The sequence below is a fragment of the Streptococcus sanguinis genome (assembly GCF_900475275.1).
Taxonomy (GTDB): domain Bacteria; phylum Bacillota; class Bacilli; order Lactobacillales; family Streptococcaceae; genus Streptococcus; species Streptococcus sanguinis_N.
Map to the genome: position 1 here is coordinate 1448763 of NZ_LS483364.1, position 16415 is coordinate 1465177.

Below are 16415 nucleotides of genomic sequence, written 5' to 3' on the forward strand. Positions count from 1 at the left end.
TTATATCAAAAAAGAGGGGAGCAAACAATGCTCACCCCTACTATTTATTCCGACTTTTCCATATCTTCTTTCATCTCATCCATATTAAACTTAGCAAAGAGATACTTGCGATCTTGTACCGGGAAACGCTGATCCAGCTGGTCTACAGCACCCAACTCGACGACACCTTCCCTGATGACAAAGTCCATAACATGTCCGCCAAAAGTCAGATCATCCGATACAAAATGCAGATGATAGCCTGCCAGACTGACCCCGTGGAAAATCTCAGGAGTCCAGATACCAACGATGGTGCCTGTGACATTTTCCTTACGATACTCAGGCTGGTTAACCGCTACTTCCGCAAACTTCCGCTCCGTCGTAGACTTGGGAATCATCCGAACATGCATATGGGTGAAATCACCGTGAATCTTGATAGAGCGGAAAAGATTTTCTCCATCATAATAAGACTCAATCCGCTTTTCCAACTCCTTGTCATCCATCTCAAAGCGCTGACGGAAAATGACCTCCGCCTGATGGGGAACAACTGCCGCGTAAGGTACTGTCATATCTGGTGACACCTCAACCACTTCTGGCACTTCTCCAGATCCCTTTGCCTGATAAGCCTTACCATTGAGAACAATGAGCTCACCATCAATAGAGTCCAATGTCCCCAAGCCCAAATCTCCATACTGCAGCAACTCCCCAACAGTCATACTGCCGTCGTAAAGACCAGCCATCAAGGCTCCCAAAGTATTATATTGAAATAATTTGATTGGTTCTGCCATTCTTTTTCCTTAATCTTTCTCTTCTAAAAATATTATTGCCCATCCAGCTAAGTTTTTTTCATCTTTATTACATTGGCTACTGAATTTCTATGCCAATCATTATACCATAAATCGCGGGAAATGGCTGAGCGAGTGCTTCTTCAGCTGTTATAAGCTTTCATAAAGCTCCTGCATACTCCCATCATCAGGCACTAATCTTAGATAAGAAGCAGTAGCTCTTTTAGCTTCTTCAAATCTGCCTAGTTCACGCAAAAGATAGACATACTGCTCCAAAAACTCTGGATTATCTTGCAATTCACGAGCCAGTTGATTATAGAGTTCCTCTGCTTTTTCCAGATTTTCCAAAGCCTGATAAGCACGCGCCAGATTCCAGCGAGTCAAGGCATTATCGACTTCTTGCTCTGCAAATTCTAAAATATCCTCATAACGCTCCTGCTCCAAGTAAAGAGTAGTCAGTCGCAAGGCAATCTCTTCCAAATCATCCGCATCTTCCTGAGCCTGCAAAAGATAATTTTCAGCCGCTTTCTCATCATGAAGTTCATAAGAAAGCTGTGAGGCTAAAAGCAAGAGCCGAGTCTCAAAAGGATTCTTAGCCAAGCCCTGCTGGGCAAGGGTCAGGGCTTCAGCCGTCCGATGATCCGCATGAAGAGATAGGGCATAGCCATATTCGTAGCCTTCAAAATCCGGTGACAGAGTATCCAATTGCTTGAAATAAAGATTGGCCTTTTGGTATTCTTCTTGGTCCGCTAAAATAGTCGCTAGCTCATAAACCGCAGCATCGTCATACTCCAGCTCAACTGCTTTCTCCAAAAACTCAATGGCAGCTGCAAATTTTCCAAGGCTGGCATAGCAGACCCCAATCCGCTGATAGGTTGAGACGCCTGTTTGCTCAAAGATTGAGCGATTGTCTAGCTGGGCGTATTCCTTAATCGCCTGTGAAAAATCCCCCAGCTCCAAATCTATCTCAGCCAGACCAAAGGTTACCAAAGGCTCATCAGTCAGCTCTGCTGCCTGAGCTAATTTTTCACGAGCTACATCAGGAAGCCCCTCTAGCTGATAGAGGTCAGCCTTAGCCAAGAGAGCAGCAACATACCAGTCACTGTCTGGCTGAATCTCCTCCAGATAGGCAAAAGCCTGCTCCAAGTCCCCATCGTCACTGGCAATAGCTGCCAAGCTGATATAAGAAGCCGGATAGTCAGGAGCCAACTTTTCAAAAATACGCTTGGCCTGAGGGAAAAAGCCGATACTCTCTAAGTAATCGGCTAAATCCAATAATTCTTCTTCGCTGTCTGTAGTCAGGGCTTGCTCGAAATAGCGTTCAGCCAGAGCTAGGTCCTGCTCCTGTAAAGCTGCCAACATTTGCTCACTCTTGCTCACTGATTTCTCCTTCTTGTTCAAAATCGGCTTCATAGAGGCCACTTACTTTCTGATACCACTTAAAGATGGCCGCAATGGCAACCTTGGCTGAAGCATAGGCAGGAATTCCCAGGAAAACGCCCCAAATGCCAAACATGGTGCCAGAAGTCAATAATACGAATAAAATCGTAATTGGATGAATACTGAGCTGACTGCCCAAGACCAGAGGAGAAACAAAACGCCCCTCGATAGTCTGCTCAACGATGAAAACAACAATGACTTTAGCCAGCATTACTGGACCGCCAGCAATCAAACCGATTGCCAGAGCCGGAAGCATAGCCAAAAAGCTGCCCAGATAAGGCACCAGATTGAGAACGCCGGCAATTACTCCAAGAGTGACACCATAGCGCAGACCAATAATCTTGAAGAAAACGATAAACATCAGAGCTACAATGATAGCAACCGTCACCTGACCACGCACATAGTTGGCCAACTGGCTGTTGATATCCGTCATCACTTGACCAAAGGATTCTCGGAATTTAGTTGGCAGAAACTGGGTCACATAGCCTTTCAGATTTTTCCCATCTCTCAGCAGGTAAAAAAGGATAAATGGCATGATGATAATAGCCACGACAATCTGCGAAGTTGTACTGATTAAGTTCCCCGCCCAGTTAACTGCCCGCGATGAAAAATTGCTGGCCCAATCAGTAATCTGGCTAGACAGATTACTAGTGTATTCTTCAATCTGCGGCTTGAAATCCTCCGAAATATACTTGGTCACAACATCGTCGATGAACTTGTCAGCCTGCTTCAGATAAGCTGGAACATTTCTGACAAAGGCCATGACCTGATGCTGCAAGCTAGGAATAGCAACAGCCAAGCCCCAGATAATCAAAAAAGCAATTAAAACAAAGACAATAGTAATAGCAACCAGTCGATTAATCTTATGCTTTTCCATCCAGTCAACAATCGGATTTAACAGATAATAAAGCAGACCAGCTAAAATAACCGGCAGCATAATCACTCCCAAGAATTCAATGACTGGACTAAAAATAAAACTGATTTTACTCAGTATAAAAATATTCAGTCCCATCAAAAGGGTTACTAGAAATACTGTAATGGCCTTGTTATCTAAAAACCATTTAAAAAACCAAGATAGGCTAAAATCTTTTTCTTTGTGCTCCATATTCTCCTCCTTTAACTTGTCATTTCATTGTAACATTTTTCAGAGAAAAATTCTCTGCTCAGCTATAGGGAAAAGCAAAAAAAGAGAGGTGCCAGAAGACTTGTATTTTTCGCAAAATACAGCTTCTGACTTCTCTCTTCGGTTCCTGCAAGGCCAGCTAGAATGCAAGGCTATTTCTCGACAGCCGGCAGAGAAATGCTAAAGCGCATTTTCCGCCCATCAACAGTTTCAAACTGATATCGCAGACCATGCTTGTCCAAAATTTGCTGAACGATAAAGAGTCCCAGACCTGTTCCGCCATCCTTGCGATTGCGACTGTAGTCTGGCCGGTAGAAAGGCTGAAAAATCTGCTGAATTTGGTCTTTGTTCAAAACTCGTTCTGCCTCATTTTCGATGACTAGCTTATGCTCTTCCAGCCTGAGTAGAATCTGTCCGCCTTCTACTGTATAATGAAAGGCATTGTCCAGAAGATTCTTGATAGCCTTGAGCAGATAGGTGCGGTTCCCCTTGACCTTCGCTTCTGCCAGCTCAACTTGAAAATGGTAGTGTCTGACATCTGCTAAAACTCGATAGGTGCTCAGATTTTCCTCCAAGACCTGCTTGAGTGAAAAGACTTCCTGTTCAGTTTCAGTCTTCATCTCCAGTTTAGAAATGGCTAAGATAGACTGGACCAACTCCGACTGCTCCTCTAGGATTTCTCGGCACTTCTGCAAGTACTTGTCTCGATCCTTGAACTCTCCTACTCCATAGATCATGCCATCAACCATCCCCATCATGCTGGTAATGGGTGTCTTGAGCTCATGCGATGTCATTCGCAAGAACTCAGCCTTTTCCCGCTCGCTTTCCGCAACCTTTTCATTTTCTAGGCGCAGAGCCTCGATACTAGTCAGCAGATTGGCATAGAGATGATTGATGTCTTGGGCCAGTTCGGCAATCTCATCGCGCCCCTTGACCTGACAGGTCACATCTGGAGCCAGACTCGTCATTTGACGGGTGCTCTTAGAGATGGCTTTGATTCGCTGACTGGAAGTCCGGCTGTAGAGATAGGCTGCCAGACCACCTAGACTCAGAGACACAAGCAAGACAAATGGATAGAGATTGAGCAAAATCCGACTGGCATCAGAAACCGGCTGTAAGGAGTATTCCCCTCTCAGGACAACTTCTTTACCATCAGAAGTTCGAAAACTTTCTGATAAACTCTTGCTCTCATAGTCGCTGTTGGCAATTGTTGGGACGATAGTCAGCTGCAGAGAACTTTCATCTCCTGCCTCAAGAGAGGGATAGAGGATCGTATTGTCTTTCGCAAGCAAGGTAAACCAAATCAGATTGCTCTTTTTACTATAATCACTCAACAGTTCGCCGATTTGTTGACTGGACTTCCCTTTGACTTGCTTGGAAACTTGGTTAAATTCCCGCTGAGCTTCTCCACTCTTAACCTGCTGATAATACACTGGCATGGCAAAGTAAAGACTGGCTAGAACGATAGTCACCACCACGAAAATGATAGAGGAAGTCAGAAGAAAGTTCTTTTTGACAATTTTCACTTGTCTTCTCCTCCAAGCTGATAGCCCATACCTGTAATGGTTTTCAGCGGCACACCAGGAATCTTTTTGCGGATATTCTTGATATGATTATCCAGTACCCGACTATCCAGCTCGCTGTAACCCCAAATAGTATTCATCAGCTGATCTCGGGTCACCAAGTGGCCCTTCCTCTTAGCCAGAGTCTGCAAGATTTCATATTCTTTCTTGGTCAGAGGCATCTTCTCACCCTGCCAGTAAACCGTGCAGTCATCAATAGAAACCGTCAGGTCGCCAACAGCAATCTCTGAAGCAACCGTATTTCTGCGCAGAATATTCTCAATCCGTTTGACCAAGATTAGCGGTGAAAAAGGCTTGGTTACATAATCACTGATGAGATGGTTAAAGCTGACCAGCTGGGTATACTCGTCATCCAGAGCTGTCAAAATCATGACCGGAATCTGAGAAGTCTTGCGGATTTCCTTCAGTACTTCCAGACCGCTCTTGGTCGGCAGCATCATATCTAAAATGACCAGATCAAAGGGCTCTTCTTCAAAAGCCTGCAAAGCATCGCCTCCGTCAAAGACTGGCCTTACCTCATACTGACTTTCCTTTAAAAACTCGCAAATCACTTGATTAATCGTCGTATCATCTTCCACCACTAGAATCTTGTGCATACTTAGATTTTTCTCCTTTACCTATTCAAATCGCAGGGCTTCGATCGGATCCAACTTGGATGCTTTCACAGCTGGCAGGAGCCCAAATACTACTCCTATTATACAACAAAAGAGCAAACTTACAAAGACAGAAAAGAGGGATAGAATATACGGATAGGCTAGAGACTGGGTGATGACAAAGCCCGAGGCGATACCAGCCACCACGCCAATAATTCCTCCCATCAGAGTCAGGATAACTGCCTCAATCAGGAACTGCTTGAGAATGATCTTCCGTCGAGCTCCCAGAGCCTTTTTAATCCCGATTTCACGAGTCCGCTCTGTCACTGAAACCAGCATGATATTCATAACACCGATACCTCCGACTAGGAGGGAGATACTGGCAATACCTGCTAGCAAGACGAAGTTAGACTTGTTGAGATTATCCAGCTGCCGTTCAAATTCCTGCAGGTTGAGCACACCAAACATATAGTCTGACGGTGGCATTTGCTGATTGAGGTAATCACTGACCTTCTTGGCAACCTTCTTCAAATCATCAGCCTTGTGGGTTTGGACAGTTACTTCTGGACTGACATTAATGGTATCAAAAATCCGATGCCACTGCTGCAGGGGAATATAGGCCACCTTTTCTGCACCAGCTGTTAAGCCACTCTGCTCAGTCGACTCAAACACGCCAATAACCTTAAAGGGATTGCCCAAGACTTCCACATACTTGCCGATACCATCGCCCTTTGGAAAAAGACTGTCATAAAGTGACTTTTCCAGATAGGTCACCTGCTCTTGATTTTTAAAGGCTTCTGAATCAAATCCTTCACCTTCTAGCAGACGTTGCTGCTTGATGTCAGCGGCTGTCTGCGAAACAGCCTGAATCTTCCCAGATGACTTTTGACTCAGGTAGTAAATCTTCTCATCTGTACCATAGGTCAGCAGAGCATTCTTAACCCCAGAGATTTCCTTAATCTTACTCAGCACATCCTCTCCCATAAAGGGAATATAAGAAGGCTTCTGAGCTTGAGATTTCTCTGGAATGGTTGGATCGATGGCGCTTTTCTTGTCATAGACAACCTTGATTGTGTTATTGTTTCCGCCAATGAGCTGACGCTTGGTATTCTCCGTATTTCCCTCAATGATAGAAAAGATAGCGATGATAGCGCCTATCCCGATGATAATCCCCAACATGGTCAGCATAGAGCGCATTTTATGCGACAAGATTGAATTCAGAGCTACAAAAATATCTTCCATACAGCTTCCTTTCTATCCTATCGCTTTGCTCTCTATATTACCGTCCCGCAGGATAACCGTCTGCTTGCAGAGTTGGGCTACTTCCGGCTCATGGGTAATGATGACAATGGTCTTGCCCTCATCATTAAACTGCTTGAAAAGATCCATAATCTGCACACTGGTCTTGGTATCCAGAGCCCCCGTTGGTTCGTCACCAAGGATAAAGCTGGGATTAGTTACCAAGGCTCGTGCAATGGCTACCCGCTGCTTTTGACCACCAGACAGCTCCATAGGCTTGAAATCACTTCTTTCTTCCAGCCCGACCAACCGCAGCATTTCCAGAGCCCGCTCCCGTCTCTCTTTTTTAGGAATTTTCATGTAAGTCAGAGGCAGTTCCACATTTTGACAGGCTGTCAGCTTGGGCATGAGGTTGAAATTTTGAAAAACAAAGCCAATCTTCTGATTGCGCAAATCGGACAGCTGATTGTCAGACAGCTCAGACACATCGGTCCCTTCAATATGATAAGTCCCTGAACTTGCCTTATCCAGACAGCCGATAATGTTCATCAGAGTGGACTTGCCAGATCCAGACGGTCCCATGATAGCCAGAAAATCCCCCTCTTTCACATGCAGATCAATTCCTTTTAAAATTGGAAATTCCTGACTGCCCTGTTGATAAGATTTGTGGATATCCTTAAGCTTTAACATGCTGTCCTACCTCCATCCCTTCTTCCATACCTGCTCTTGGGGTCGAAATGGTATCTTGCATAGTCAAACCTTCTGTAATCTCCACCAAACGGTCAGAAACTTTCTTGGTCTTGACTTCATGCATTTTCAGAGTCTTACCCTCTACCTTCCAGACATAGGTCTTGCCGTTTTTACTGAAAGTATAAGCTTTATTGACGACTACCTTTCCTGCCTCGGGAGCATTTTCCACGATGTTGACATAGGAATGGGAGCCAACCAGCGGCATTTCACCACCTTGATCCAGCTCAACAGTATAAGGATACTTACCTTGGTTGGGATTTTCCTGTTGCTTATTCCCACCATTATTATTGGAAGTATTTTCTGCTGTCAGGCTGCCGACCTGAGTCACTGTACCACTCCAGCGTTTCTTAGGATCCTTGCGATCCACTACTTCCACTTTCTGGCCGACACTCAGCTTCTCACGGTCAAATTCACTGACAGTCCCTTTGACCAGAGTTTTGGACTTGTCCATAATCTCAATAAAGTTTTCTTCTTCCTTTTTAGCCTTGGACTGATTGGGCAAATCTTCATTCATAGAGGTAATTGTTCCTGCTGTATCTGCAGTCACAGTATCATACTTCATCCGGTCTGATTCTGTCTGAGCTGTCACCTGAGCCTTTTCGGCCTCAATCTGAGCTGTCGTTACTTCATTATCCGCAGTCTTAGCATCGCTCAGCGCTTGAGCCAGCTCGTCTTCAGCAGACTTAATCTGCTCCAGCAATGACTCATCCTGACTGGAATTGTATTTGTCTTTGAGAGCATTGAGACTGGCCAACTTACGATTATAGGTTTCCCATTTAATCGCAGCGCTATTTTGAGCTGCTGTGATGCCATTAGCCTTGGACTGGGCATCATATTGAGCCGACTGGGCTGTCAATTGCTGCTCTGTCACATAGGAAAAGAGCGGCTGTCCTTGCGTAACGGTATCACCATTTTTGACAAATACTTCCTTGACTTCCCCTTTAGAAGGGTCAATCTTGACCTTACTGCTATTGTTGGCAACTACTTCCCCAGATAAAACCAGGCTTGTTTTTTTACTGTTGTTGACAGCTTCTTGGACTGTCAGCGAATCAATCGTCTTATCTACCATTTTCATGGCCTGTTGTTGATTGATCTGTCTAAAATACAGATAGCCTCCCAGTCCAGCACAAGCAAGAATGACCGTGCTGCCCAATAGAATGGTCTTACGATTCATTTTTTTTCTTCGAAACATATTGCCTCCAACCTACATGTTTTAATCTTTATTCAGCTTCTGAGCTAGATCCTGATCCATCTTCTGGAATTTCTTCACCATCTGCTGGGATTTGGATAACATTTCCATCAGGCATTGTGTATTCTGTCACTTCTTTGCCATCGACTGTCTTGGTCTTCTTATCAACAGCATCCTTCTGGAAGTCCACTTGTTTCCCGTCCTTAATTTCTGAGTTATCAGCTTCTTTATTTCCGCATGCGGCTAAAAAGAATCCTGACATTCCAATAAGAGCAACGAGCATAGCAATTTTTTTAACGTTCATTTGATTTCTCCTTTGTTTTAGCAAGCAGGAAGTTTGTTGCTTCCTGACAGTATTTGTTTTTTGAACAATTCTATTCTAACAAAGCCATCTATCCCCTTCCTACCCGCTATCTGTTTTTTATCTGTTTTTTCGAATCAATACTATTCTTTTGAAAATCAGGCAAATCCTCCGCTCTCAGGCCTATTATCTGCTTTTATGATATAATAGTAGCAAGCAATTTAAATATACACGAGGTAATGTCATGACACAAACAGTTTACTTTGGAACCTATACTCGCAGAGATTCCAAGGGAATTTACAAGGCAGATTTTAATTCTAACAAAGGAACTTTAGAAAACTTAACCTTGGTTGCTGAAGAGCCCAGTCCAACCTACCTAGCCTTTGATAAGGATGGACATCTCTATTCTGTTGGGGCAAAGGACGGACAGGGGGGAATTGCAGCCTTTGACAAGGCAGGTCAGCTCCTCAACCATGTCGTTGAAGAAGGAGCTCCGCTCTGCTATGTGGCAGTTGACGAAGAACGCGACTTGGTTTACGGTGCCAATTATCATAAGGGACAAGTCTTGGTCTACAGACGACTGGCTGATGGCAGACTGGAACTGGCTGACTCAGCTATCCATCAAGGTCAAGGACCGCATGCCAACCAAGCTTCAGCCCACGTCCACTATGCTGACCTTACACCAGATCAATACCTGATCACCTGCGACTTGGGAACTGATGAAGTAACCACTTATGATGTTGCTGAAGACGGAAAGATTACTCCTCTGGATACCTACAAGTGTGCCGCTGGAGCTGGTGCCCGCCATATCGTTTTCCACCATCATTATAAAATCGCCTATTTGATTTGTGAGCTTAATTCTACTATTGAAGTCCTAATTTACGATGGAGTCGGCCATTTTGAACACCTGCAAACTGTCTCCACCTTACCAGAGGACTTTGAAGGTGCAAACGGAACAGCTGCTATCCGTCTGTCTGCTGATGGCAAGTTCCTCTACGGTTCCAACCGCGGCCATGACTCTCTTGCCGTTTACAAAATCTTAGCTGACGGCAGTTTGGAGTTAATCCAGATTGCACCTACCAATGGTCAAAATCCGCGGGATTTCAACATCACACCAGATCAAAACCATATCATCGCCGTCCATCAAGACTCTGATAATGCAACTATTTTCAAACGCGATGCAGAGAGTGGAAAATTAACAGAAATCTCCCACGATTTCTACGTTCCCGAAGCTGTTTGTGTGACCTTTAAATAAGCAGAATTCTTGTCTTTCTATTAGAAATTTGATTAAATAGTATAAAAAATTACTAAGGAGCAACAACTATGAATCCAGTAGATTTATTTAACCAAGTAAAAGAAATGATTGAAAAGAAAGACTTTGATGGCGCCAAAAAGTTTATCGAAGAAAACAAAGACAAACTCGGTGAATACCTAGAACAAGCTAAAAAATTAGTAGCTGGAAATGAAATGGCCAGCGGTGCTATTGATAAAGTTAAAGGTTTGTTCGACAACTAAGAAAACAAAAACGCTTGAAAAATCAAGCGTTTTTTGTGTATCATTTTTTATATAATCAATGGTAAGAAAATTTGTGCTAAGCCTAGAAAAGCTAGATAACCTAACACATCTGTTGCCGTGGTAATGAAAATGGTTGAGGCTAGAGCTGGATCCTGATGCAGTGTCTTGATAATCAGTGGTACAAAGTAACCAAATAGAGCCCCACATGCTAGATTGATCATCATAGCCAATACCACAATAACAGACAGATAGAAATTTTGATAGAAGACAAACATAACAATCGCTGCAATCAAACCAGTAAAGAAACCATTAACCAAAGCTAACACAATTTCTTTGAATACTAAATTCCGATCTTCTTTCAGATCCAGTTTCCCCAAGGCAATTCCCTGGATAACTAAAGCAAGTGTCTGAGAGGCAGAATTTCCTCCCATTCCTGTGATAATAGGACTAATCGCTGCTAATGCTACAACTTTTGAAATCGTATCATCAAAAAGTGCCACTGTCGCAGAAGCTAGAAAGGCTGTCACTAGGTTAATCATCAACCAAGGTAAGCGTTTCTTGAGTGATTCTTTGAAAGGTCCTCCAATTTCTTCACTTTCTTGGACACCACCCATCCGCAAGATATCTTCTTGATACTCTTCCTGCAAAACATCAACGATATCGTCAATAGTGATGATTCCTAGCAATACCTGCCGATGATTGACGACCGGTACGACAGATAAATTATATTTGGCAGAAAGCTGTGCCACTTCCTCTTGGTCAACCTCTGGCGTTACACTCACTATCTGAGTATTCATAAATTCACTGAGTTTCATCTCCGCATCATGAATAAACAAATCACGAATATCAATCCAGCCAACTAACGAATGATGCACATTTCTAATAAATAAGGTATCAATAACTTCTGTATTGGGCGAAATCTCCCTCAATTTATTGAGAGTTGCTGAGACGGTCAGGTTTTCATTTAAGGTGATGAATTCTGTCGTCATCAGACCACCAGCTGTCTGAGGATCGTAAGCCAACATAGCTTTCAAATTCTCTTGACTGGTATTTTTCATCATACTTAAGTATTGCTTACGCAAGTCCACACTCAAGTAACCCAAAATATCTACTACATCATCATCTGGCATAAGATGAAAAAGAGTGCTGGTACGTTTGAAAGAAATCGATTGGATAATCTGTCGTTGCAACTCCGGCTCGGCTTCTTTTAAAATCTCTACCAATTGATCATCACTAGCCATTTCTGTAAAGGTTTTGAGAAGATTCCCTTCCTCATCCTCCAAGGCCTCCAAAGAAAGAGCAATATCAATGGGATAGTAATCGTCAAATATCTGATTGAAAACTTCACTATCCTGTGATAGTAAGACCTGATTTAATAATTCTTCCATTGTACTCCTCCTTCCACTTTGCTAGTATACCATAAAAGACTGATTTTGATACAAGAAAGCTATAAAATCTTCAATAAATCGCTCACTTTTCCAAGCATGTAGTCACAAGGAAACGCAGGGATTACTTGATTATATTTTCCTTAGCAAAAGCTATCATCTTGTCCCCCAATTTTTCAAGGGAAAGAGCATGACCAGCCCTACACAGTACTTCTAGGCAATTTTCTAGGAAAAGGTAATAAATCTCCCTCTCATCAATTAGGCTTGATCCTAAATCAAAAAAATCCATTGTCATATCTTTACACATCAAAAAAGCTAGGACTATGTCCTAGCTCCTCTTATATGTTGTTAGATTATTTTTTCAAGTTATAGAAAGCTTGAAGACCTTTGTATTGAGCAACTTCACCAAGTTGATCTTCGATACGAAGCAATTGGTTGTATTTAGCAATACGGTCTGTACGTGAAAGTGAACCAGTCTTGATTTGACCTGCATTAGTTGCAACTGCGATGTCAGCGATTGTTGAATCTTCAGTTTCACCAGAACGGTGTGATACAACTGCAGTGTAACCAGCTTCTTTAGCCATTTCAATCGCTTCAAAAGTTTCAGTAAGAGTACCGATTTGGTTAACTTTGATAAGGATTGAGTTAGCAGCACCTTCTTTGATACCACGTGCAAGGTAGTCAGTATTTGTTACGAAGAAGTCGTCACCAACAAGTTGTACTTTCTTACCAAGACGTTCAGTAAGAGCTTTCCAACCATCCCAGTCATTTTCATCCATACCATCTTCGATAGTGATGATTGGGTATTTGTTAACCAACTCTTCAAGGTAGTCAATTTGTTCTGCAGATGTACGAACAGCAGCGCCTTCACCTTCAAATTTAGTGTAGTCGTAAACTTTACGTTCTTTATCGTAGAATTCTGATGATGCACAGTCAAATCCGATAAATACATCTTTACCTGGAACATAACCAGCAGCTTCGATAGCAGCGATGATAGTTTCTACACCATCTTCAGTTCCTTCAAAGCGAGGAGCGAATCCACCTTCGTCACCAACGGCAGTTTCCAAACCACGAGATTTAAGGATTTTCTTAAGAGCGTGGAAGATTTCAGCACCGTAACGAAGTGCTTCTTTGAATGTTGGAGCACCAACTGGCAAGATCATGAACTCTTGGAATGCGATTGGAGCATCTGAGTGAGATCCACCGTTGATGATGTTCATCATTGGAGTTGGAAGAACTTTAGTGTTGAATCCGCCAAGGTAGCTGTAAAGTGGCACTTCAAGGTAGTCAGCAGCAGCACGAGCTACAGCGATAGACACACCAAGGATTGCGTTCGCACCCAATTTACCTTTGTTAGGAGTACCGTCCAAAGCGATCATTGCACGGTCGATGGCTTGTTGGTCACGAACATCGTAACCGATAATAGCTTCAGCGATAACGTTGTTTACATTATCAACTGCTTTTTGTGTACCAAGACCACCGTAACGAGATTTGTCGCCATCACGAAGTTCAACTGCTTCGTGCTCACCTGTAGAAGCTCCTGAAGGAACCATACCACGTCCGAAAGCACCTGATTCAGTATAAACTTCTACTTCAAGTGTTGGGTTACCGCGTGAGTCTAGGACTTCGCGAGCGTAAACATCAGTAATAATTGACATTTCTTACTCTCCTTATTATTTAAAATTATTTACTAGTCTATGATACCTCAAAAACGCTTTTTTTTCAAGGAAAAATAGAGAATCTAAGCAAATTTGAGAAATTTTGCACAAGAAAACGATTCCAAATTTACTATATAATAAAAGCTTTTCCAGCAAATCAGAACAAATATTCAACCTTTTAGAAATTCTCCTTTTATGGTACAATTTTATTATGACTGATATTAATAAAGTAATCATGGAAAAAGCTCAGGGCGGAGTCAAGCTCAATCCTGATGAACAGCGTAGATTTTTAGGGACTTTTGAGGAGCGAGTACTAGCCTCCTGCTCTATTGAGCAAGCCAACGAGACCCTCATTCGCAGTCATTTCAAGGAAATGCTCAGCAGCATCATGAAAAACTGCCGACCTGTAATTGTTAAAATTTCTCCGGAAGTCGAGTCAGGCAATCAAATCTTTTATCTAAAAACTGCTAAGGAGCTGGGCTGCCAGGCAACTATTGTCTCTAGCGATTACCAGTCTTCTCCTTTTGGCCTGATTGTCCATAGCGACCATCTTGTCCAAGTAGATGACAAGGACATGAGCCAACAGTTTGCTAGTCTCCTTCAGCCAGCAGAAAAACCAGTAAAAGAAAAACGCTCCCTATGGAAAAAATGGTTTGGCTAGGATGACAAATTCAGAAAAACTTTTTGCCTTTTTTGAAGCTGAAAACCAGCGTGATTGGCAAACCTATCAGACTTTTTTTCTGATCATGTTAGCTGGGAATTAGAGGGTGACACAATCGAAATCATCAAAGGCAAAGCGGACTACCTGACTAAAATTCAAAAAATCTACCATAATAACCCTGTCCAATTTTCTTGCACTTATTATCAGCTTAGTCCTGACCAGAATCGGATTGTGACTATTTTAGAAAATGACTTTGGTGACCTGTCTTGTGATATCTTCTTCTTTGAAAAGGGCATGATAGTCAAAGAAATTGAATACCTACTAAAAAAAGCGGACTAACCGCTTTTTTTCATTTTTAGTACATTGCCAATATTTCTGGCCGTGCGAATCAAATTTTGCTCCGCCTGCTCTAGAAGCCTATCCAAACTATCTGCTCGTGCAATGATAGGAAAAGCTGCCTGAATATTCTCAACTGGGAAATCCGGTAAATCATCTGCCAGACTGCCGCAAATCGCCAGTACAGGGATGCCTTCTGGTGTTCGTCTTGCGACCCCGATTGGTGCCTTGCCCGCCAAAGACTGACGGTCCATCCGCCCCTCGCCCACTACGACCAAGTCCGCTTTTTTTACTCTTTCATCAAAATCTAGTAAATCTAGACAGGTTTCAATACCCGAAACAATTTTTCCTCCGGCAAAAGCAACCAGTCCTGCAGCCATTCCGCCTCCGGCCCCAGCTCCATCCATATCAATCACCTGAGGATTGACCAACTGATAGAAATCAGCCATGGCTTTATCCACTTGAGAGAATAATAAGGGAGCTAGACCTTTCTGTCCTCCGAAAACAGTTGTCGCACCGCGCACTCCGCATAGAGGATTGTCTACATCCGTCAAAATCTCAATCTCAACTTCTTCCAAGTAAGCAGGAACCTGCTCAGCAGATATCCGGGCAACCTTTTCTAAAGACGAGCCAATGGGGCACAATCTATGGTTATCCGCATCGAAAAATTCATAGCCCAGGCCAGCTGCCAGTCCAATCCCACCGTCATTGCTGGCCGAACCCCCAATACCAACTAAAATCTTTCTGACACCGTCTTCAGCCAGGCGCAAAATTAATTCTCCCAATCCTTTGGTTTCTATGGCCAAGGGATTTCGTTTTTCCTTAGGAATAGAGGCAAGTCCTACCAAGTCAGCCATTTCAAAAAGCGCTTGCTGATCGTTTCTAGCACAAGGCATTTTTACCGGCTGGCCAAAGGGACCAGTCACAGTGTGGTAAAATTTAGCCCAGCCCAAAGCTGCTGTCAGCGCAGCCATTGTCCCTTCGCCACCGTCACCCACCGATAGCAAGTCAAAGCTGGCATCTGGCAAGGCCTGAGAAAATCCTGTCCGCAGAGCTTGAGCAACCTGAGTAGCTGACAAACTTTCCTTGAAAGAATCCGGTGCAATTAGAATATGCATGCTTCTCTCCTATTCTTTTCCATTGTCTAAAAGATCAATGACCCGATAGAGATTGCATTCTTGAATCTGGTAAGGAGCTTGCTCGCGCACGATCGGCTTGGCCATAAAAGCAATTCCCATCCCTGCCGCTTGAATCATAGGTAGATCATTGGCGCCGTCCCCCATGGCAATCGTTTGATTTAATTCCAACATATTTTCAGCTGCCCATGTTTTTAACATGGCAAGCTTGGTATCCTTAGTGACAATCTCTCCTAAGACTCGGCCTGTCAAAAGCCCCTGCCGGATTTCCAAACGATTTGCCTTGACGTAGTCAATTCCAAGCTGCTCAGCCAGTCTGTCCACGGTCTCATGAAAACCACCTGACACCAAGCATACTTTATAACCACGTTTATGCAGCTCCTTGACTAGGTCCTCGGCTCCTGGCGTGAAGTGGATCCTTTCTGCAATTCGAGCAAAAATATCCTCCGGCAGGCCTTTTAAAAGAGCGACACGCTCACGTAAAGCAGCTTCGAAGTCCAACTCTCCTCGCATGGCACGCTCGGTAATAGCCGCAACCTGAGCTCCTACACCCGCCTCCTCTCCTAGCAGGTCAATCCCCTCTTCCATGATTAAGGTGCTGTCTACATCCATGACTAACAAGCCTTTGACTGTTTTCATTGTCCGACCTCATTTTTCTATTTTTTTGTATTATACAGGAAATTCTATTTCAAAACAAGCTGGGATAAATTGAAGTCTCAGAATCCATGTTACTGACTGTTCTCTA

The 16415-nt window shown here is 43.4% G+C and carries 16 protein-coding genes and 1 pseudogene; 4 read left to right on the top strand and 13 right to left on the bottom strand.

All coding sequences use genetic code 11. The features are described from left to right. Positions 1-44: 44 nt before the first annotated feature. The 9 genes from budA to DQM55_RS07280 all read right to left on the bottom strand — a co-directional run bounded on the left by budA (position 45) and on the right by DQM55_RS07280 (position 8982). On the bottom strand, positions 45-764 hold the full coding sequence (gene budA / locus DQM55_RS07235) for an acetolactate decarboxylase (RefSeq protein WP_111675973.1): 720 nt from the start codon (positions 762-764) through the stop codon (positions 45-47). Positions 765-911: 147 nt separating this feature from the next. Next, positions 912-2141, bottom strand: coding sequence for a tetratricopeptide repeat protein (locus tag DQM55_RS07240; protein ID WP_111675974.1), 1230 nt, complete (start codon positions 2139-2141; stop codon positions 912-914). Beyond that, entirely contained in the window at positions 2128-3306 is a 1179-nt protein-coding gene (locus tag DQM55_RS07245; protein WP_111675975.1) for an AI-2E family transporter, read from the bottom strand. The genes DQM55_RS07240 and DQM55_RS07245 overlap by 14 nt, the downstream gene beginning before the upstream one ends. 170 nt (positions 3307-3476) lie before the next feature. Further along, positions 3477-4850, bottom strand: coding sequence for a sensor histidine kinase (locus DQM55_RS07255; RefSeq protein ID WP_111675977.1), 1374 nt, complete (start codon positions 4848-4850; stop codon positions 3477-3479). Beyond that, the gene (locus DQM55_RS07260) at positions 4847-5503 is read right to left on the bottom strand and encodes a response regulator transcription factor (protein WP_002897805.1); all 657 of its coding nucleotides are present in this window, start codon (positions 5501-5503) and stop codon (positions 4847-4849) included. Before DQM55_RS07260 ends, DQM55_RS07255 begins: the two co-directional genes overlap by 4 nt. A gap of 21 nt (positions 5504-5524) precedes the next feature. After that, positions 5525-6742 carry an ABC transporter permease gene (locus DQM55_RS07265; RefSeq protein ID WP_111675978.1) on the bottom strand — a complete coding sequence of 406 codons (1218 nt, stop codon included), beginning with the start codon at positions 6740-6742 and terminating at the stop codon, positions 5525-5527. A gap of 12 nt (positions 6743-6754) precedes the next feature. Next, entirely contained in the window at positions 6755-7429 is a 675-nt protein-coding gene (locus DQM55_RS07270) for an ABC transporter ATP-binding protein (RefSeq protein WP_002895848.1), read from the bottom strand. Then, the gene (locus DQM55_RS07275; protein WP_072073777.1) at positions 7416-8681 is read right to left on the bottom strand and encodes an efflux RND transporter periplasmic adaptor subunit; all 1266 of its coding nucleotides are present in this window, start codon (positions 8679-8681) and stop codon (positions 7416-7418) included. The genes DQM55_RS07270 and DQM55_RS07275 overlap by 14 nt, the downstream gene beginning before the upstream one ends. Before the next feature lie 28 nt (positions 8682-8709). After that, positions 8710-8982, bottom strand: a complete 273-nt coding sequence (locus tag DQM55_RS07280; protein ID WP_002895853.1) for a YgdI/YgdR family lipoprotein — start codon at positions 8980-8982, stop codon at positions 8710-8712. Between the two features lie 241 nt (positions 8983-9223). Here DQM55_RS07280 and DQM55_RS07290 point away from each other — a divergent pair, with 241 nt between their 5' ends. Continuing rightward, positions 9224-10234 (top strand): lactonase family protein, encoded by a 1011-nt coding sequence (locus tag DQM55_RS07290; protein WP_111675979.1) that lies wholly within the window; start codon positions 9224-9226, stop codon positions 10232-10234. 68 nt (positions 10235-10302) lie between these two features. Continuing rightward, positions 10303-10494, top strand: coding sequence for a hypothetical protein (locus DQM55_RS07295; protein ID WP_002900625.1), 192 nt, complete (start codon positions 10303-10305; stop codon positions 10492-10494). 47 nt (positions 10495-10541) lie between these two features. Here DQM55_RS07295 and mgtE read toward each other — a convergent pair whose 3' ends face one another. Together mgtE and eno are read right to left on the bottom strand one after the other, a co-directional pair. After that, on the bottom strand, positions 10542-11882 hold the full coding sequence (gene mgtE, locus DQM55_RS07300) for a magnesium transporter (protein ID WP_111675980.1): 1341 nt from the start codon (positions 11880-11882) through the stop codon (positions 10542-10544). 350 nt (positions 11883-12232) lie between these two features. Then, positions 12233-13537: a surface-displayed alpha-enolase gene (eno, locus tag DQM55_RS07310; protein ID WP_002897814.1), complete on the bottom strand. Its 1305-nt coding sequence runs from the start codon at positions 13535-13537 to the stop codon at positions 12233-12235. A gap of 211 nt (positions 13538-13748) precedes the next feature. Between eno and DQM55_RS07315 the strand changes: the two genes are divergently transcribed. Both DQM55_RS07315 and DQM55_RS07320 read left to right on the top strand, forming a co-directional pair. Continuing rightward, the gene (locus tag DQM55_RS07315; protein ID WP_111675982.1) at positions 13749-14198 is read left to right on the top strand and encodes a YueI family protein; all 450 of its coding nucleotides are present in this window, start codon (positions 13749-13751) and stop codon (positions 14196-14198) included. Between the two features lies 1 nt (position 14199). Further along, positions 14200-14537: pseudogene (locus tag DQM55_RS07320) on the top strand (nuclear transport factor 2 family protein). Here DQM55_RS07320 and DQM55_RS07325 read toward each other — a convergent pair. Both DQM55_RS07325 and serB read right to left on the bottom strand, forming a co-directional pair. Further along, positions 14534-15652 carry a glycerate kinase family protein gene (locus tag DQM55_RS07325; protein ID WP_111675983.1) on the bottom strand — a complete coding sequence of 373 codons (1119 nt, stop codon included), beginning with the start codon at positions 15650-15652 and terminating at the stop codon, positions 14534-14536. The pseudogene DQM55_RS07320 and the gene DQM55_RS07325 overlap by 4 nt on opposite strands. A 9-nt stretch (positions 15653-15661) precedes the next feature. Beyond that, entirely contained in the window at positions 15662-16309 is a 648-nt protein-coding gene (serB, locus tag DQM55_RS07330; protein WP_111675984.1) for a phosphoserine phosphatase SerB, read from the bottom strand. Positions 16310-16415: the final 106 nt, after the last annotated feature.

Bases quoted from the DNA above. Each gene is read 5' to 3' on its own strand.
- DQM55_RS07325 (WP_111675983.1), bottom strand. From the start codon at position 15,652: ATGCATATTCTAATTGCACCGGATTCTTTCAAGGAAAGTTTGTCAGCT.
- DQM55_RS07275 (WP_072073777.1), bottom strand. From the start codon at position 8,681: ATGTTTCGAAGAAAAAAAATGAATCGTAAGACCATTCTATTGGGCAGC.
- DQM55_RS07290 (WP_111675979.1), top strand. From the start codon at position 9,224: ATGACACAAACAGTTTACTTTGGAACCTATACTCGCAGAGATTCCAAG.
- DQM55_RS07260 (WP_002897805.1), bottom strand. From the start codon at position 5,503: ATGCACAAGATTCTAGTGGTGGAAGATGATACGACGATTAATCAAGTG.
- DQM55_RS07280 (WP_002895853.1), bottom strand. From the start codon at position 8,982: ATGAACGTTAAAAAAATTGCTATGCTCGTTGCTCTTATTGGAATGTCA.
- eno (WP_002897814.1), bottom strand. From the start codon at position 13,537: ATGTCAATTATTACTGATGTTTACGCTCGCGAAGTCCTAGACTCACGC.
- DQM55_RS07315 (WP_111675982.1), top strand. From the start codon at position 13,749: ATGACTGATATTAATAAAGTAATCATGGAAAAAGCTCAGGGCGGAGTC.
- budA (WP_111675973.1), bottom strand. From the start codon at position 764: ATGGCAGAACCAATCAAATTATTTCAATATAATACTTTGGGAGCCTTG.
- DQM55_RS07245 (WP_111675975.1), bottom strand. From the start codon at position 3,306: ATGGAGCACAAAGAAAAAGATTTTAGCCTATCTTGGTTTTTTAAATGG.
- mgtE (WP_111675980.1), bottom strand. From the start codon at position 11,882: ATGGAAGAATTATTAAATCAGGTCTTACTATCACAGGATAGTGAAGTT.
- DQM55_RS07265 (WP_111675978.1), bottom strand. From the start codon at position 6,742: ATGGAAGATATTTTTGTAGCTCTGAATTCAATCTTGTCGCATAAAATG.
- serB (WP_111675984.1), bottom strand. From the start codon at position 16,309: ATGAAAACAGTCAAAGGCTTGTTAGTCATGGATGTAGACAGCACCTTA.
- DQM55_RS07295 (WP_002900625.1), top strand. From the start codon at position 10,303: ATGAATCCAGTAGATTTATTTAACCAAGTAAAAGAAATGATTGAAAAG.
- DQM55_RS07270 (WP_002895848.1), bottom strand. From the start codon at position 7,429: ATGTTAAAGCTTAAGGATATCCACAAATCTTATCAACAGGGCAGTCAG.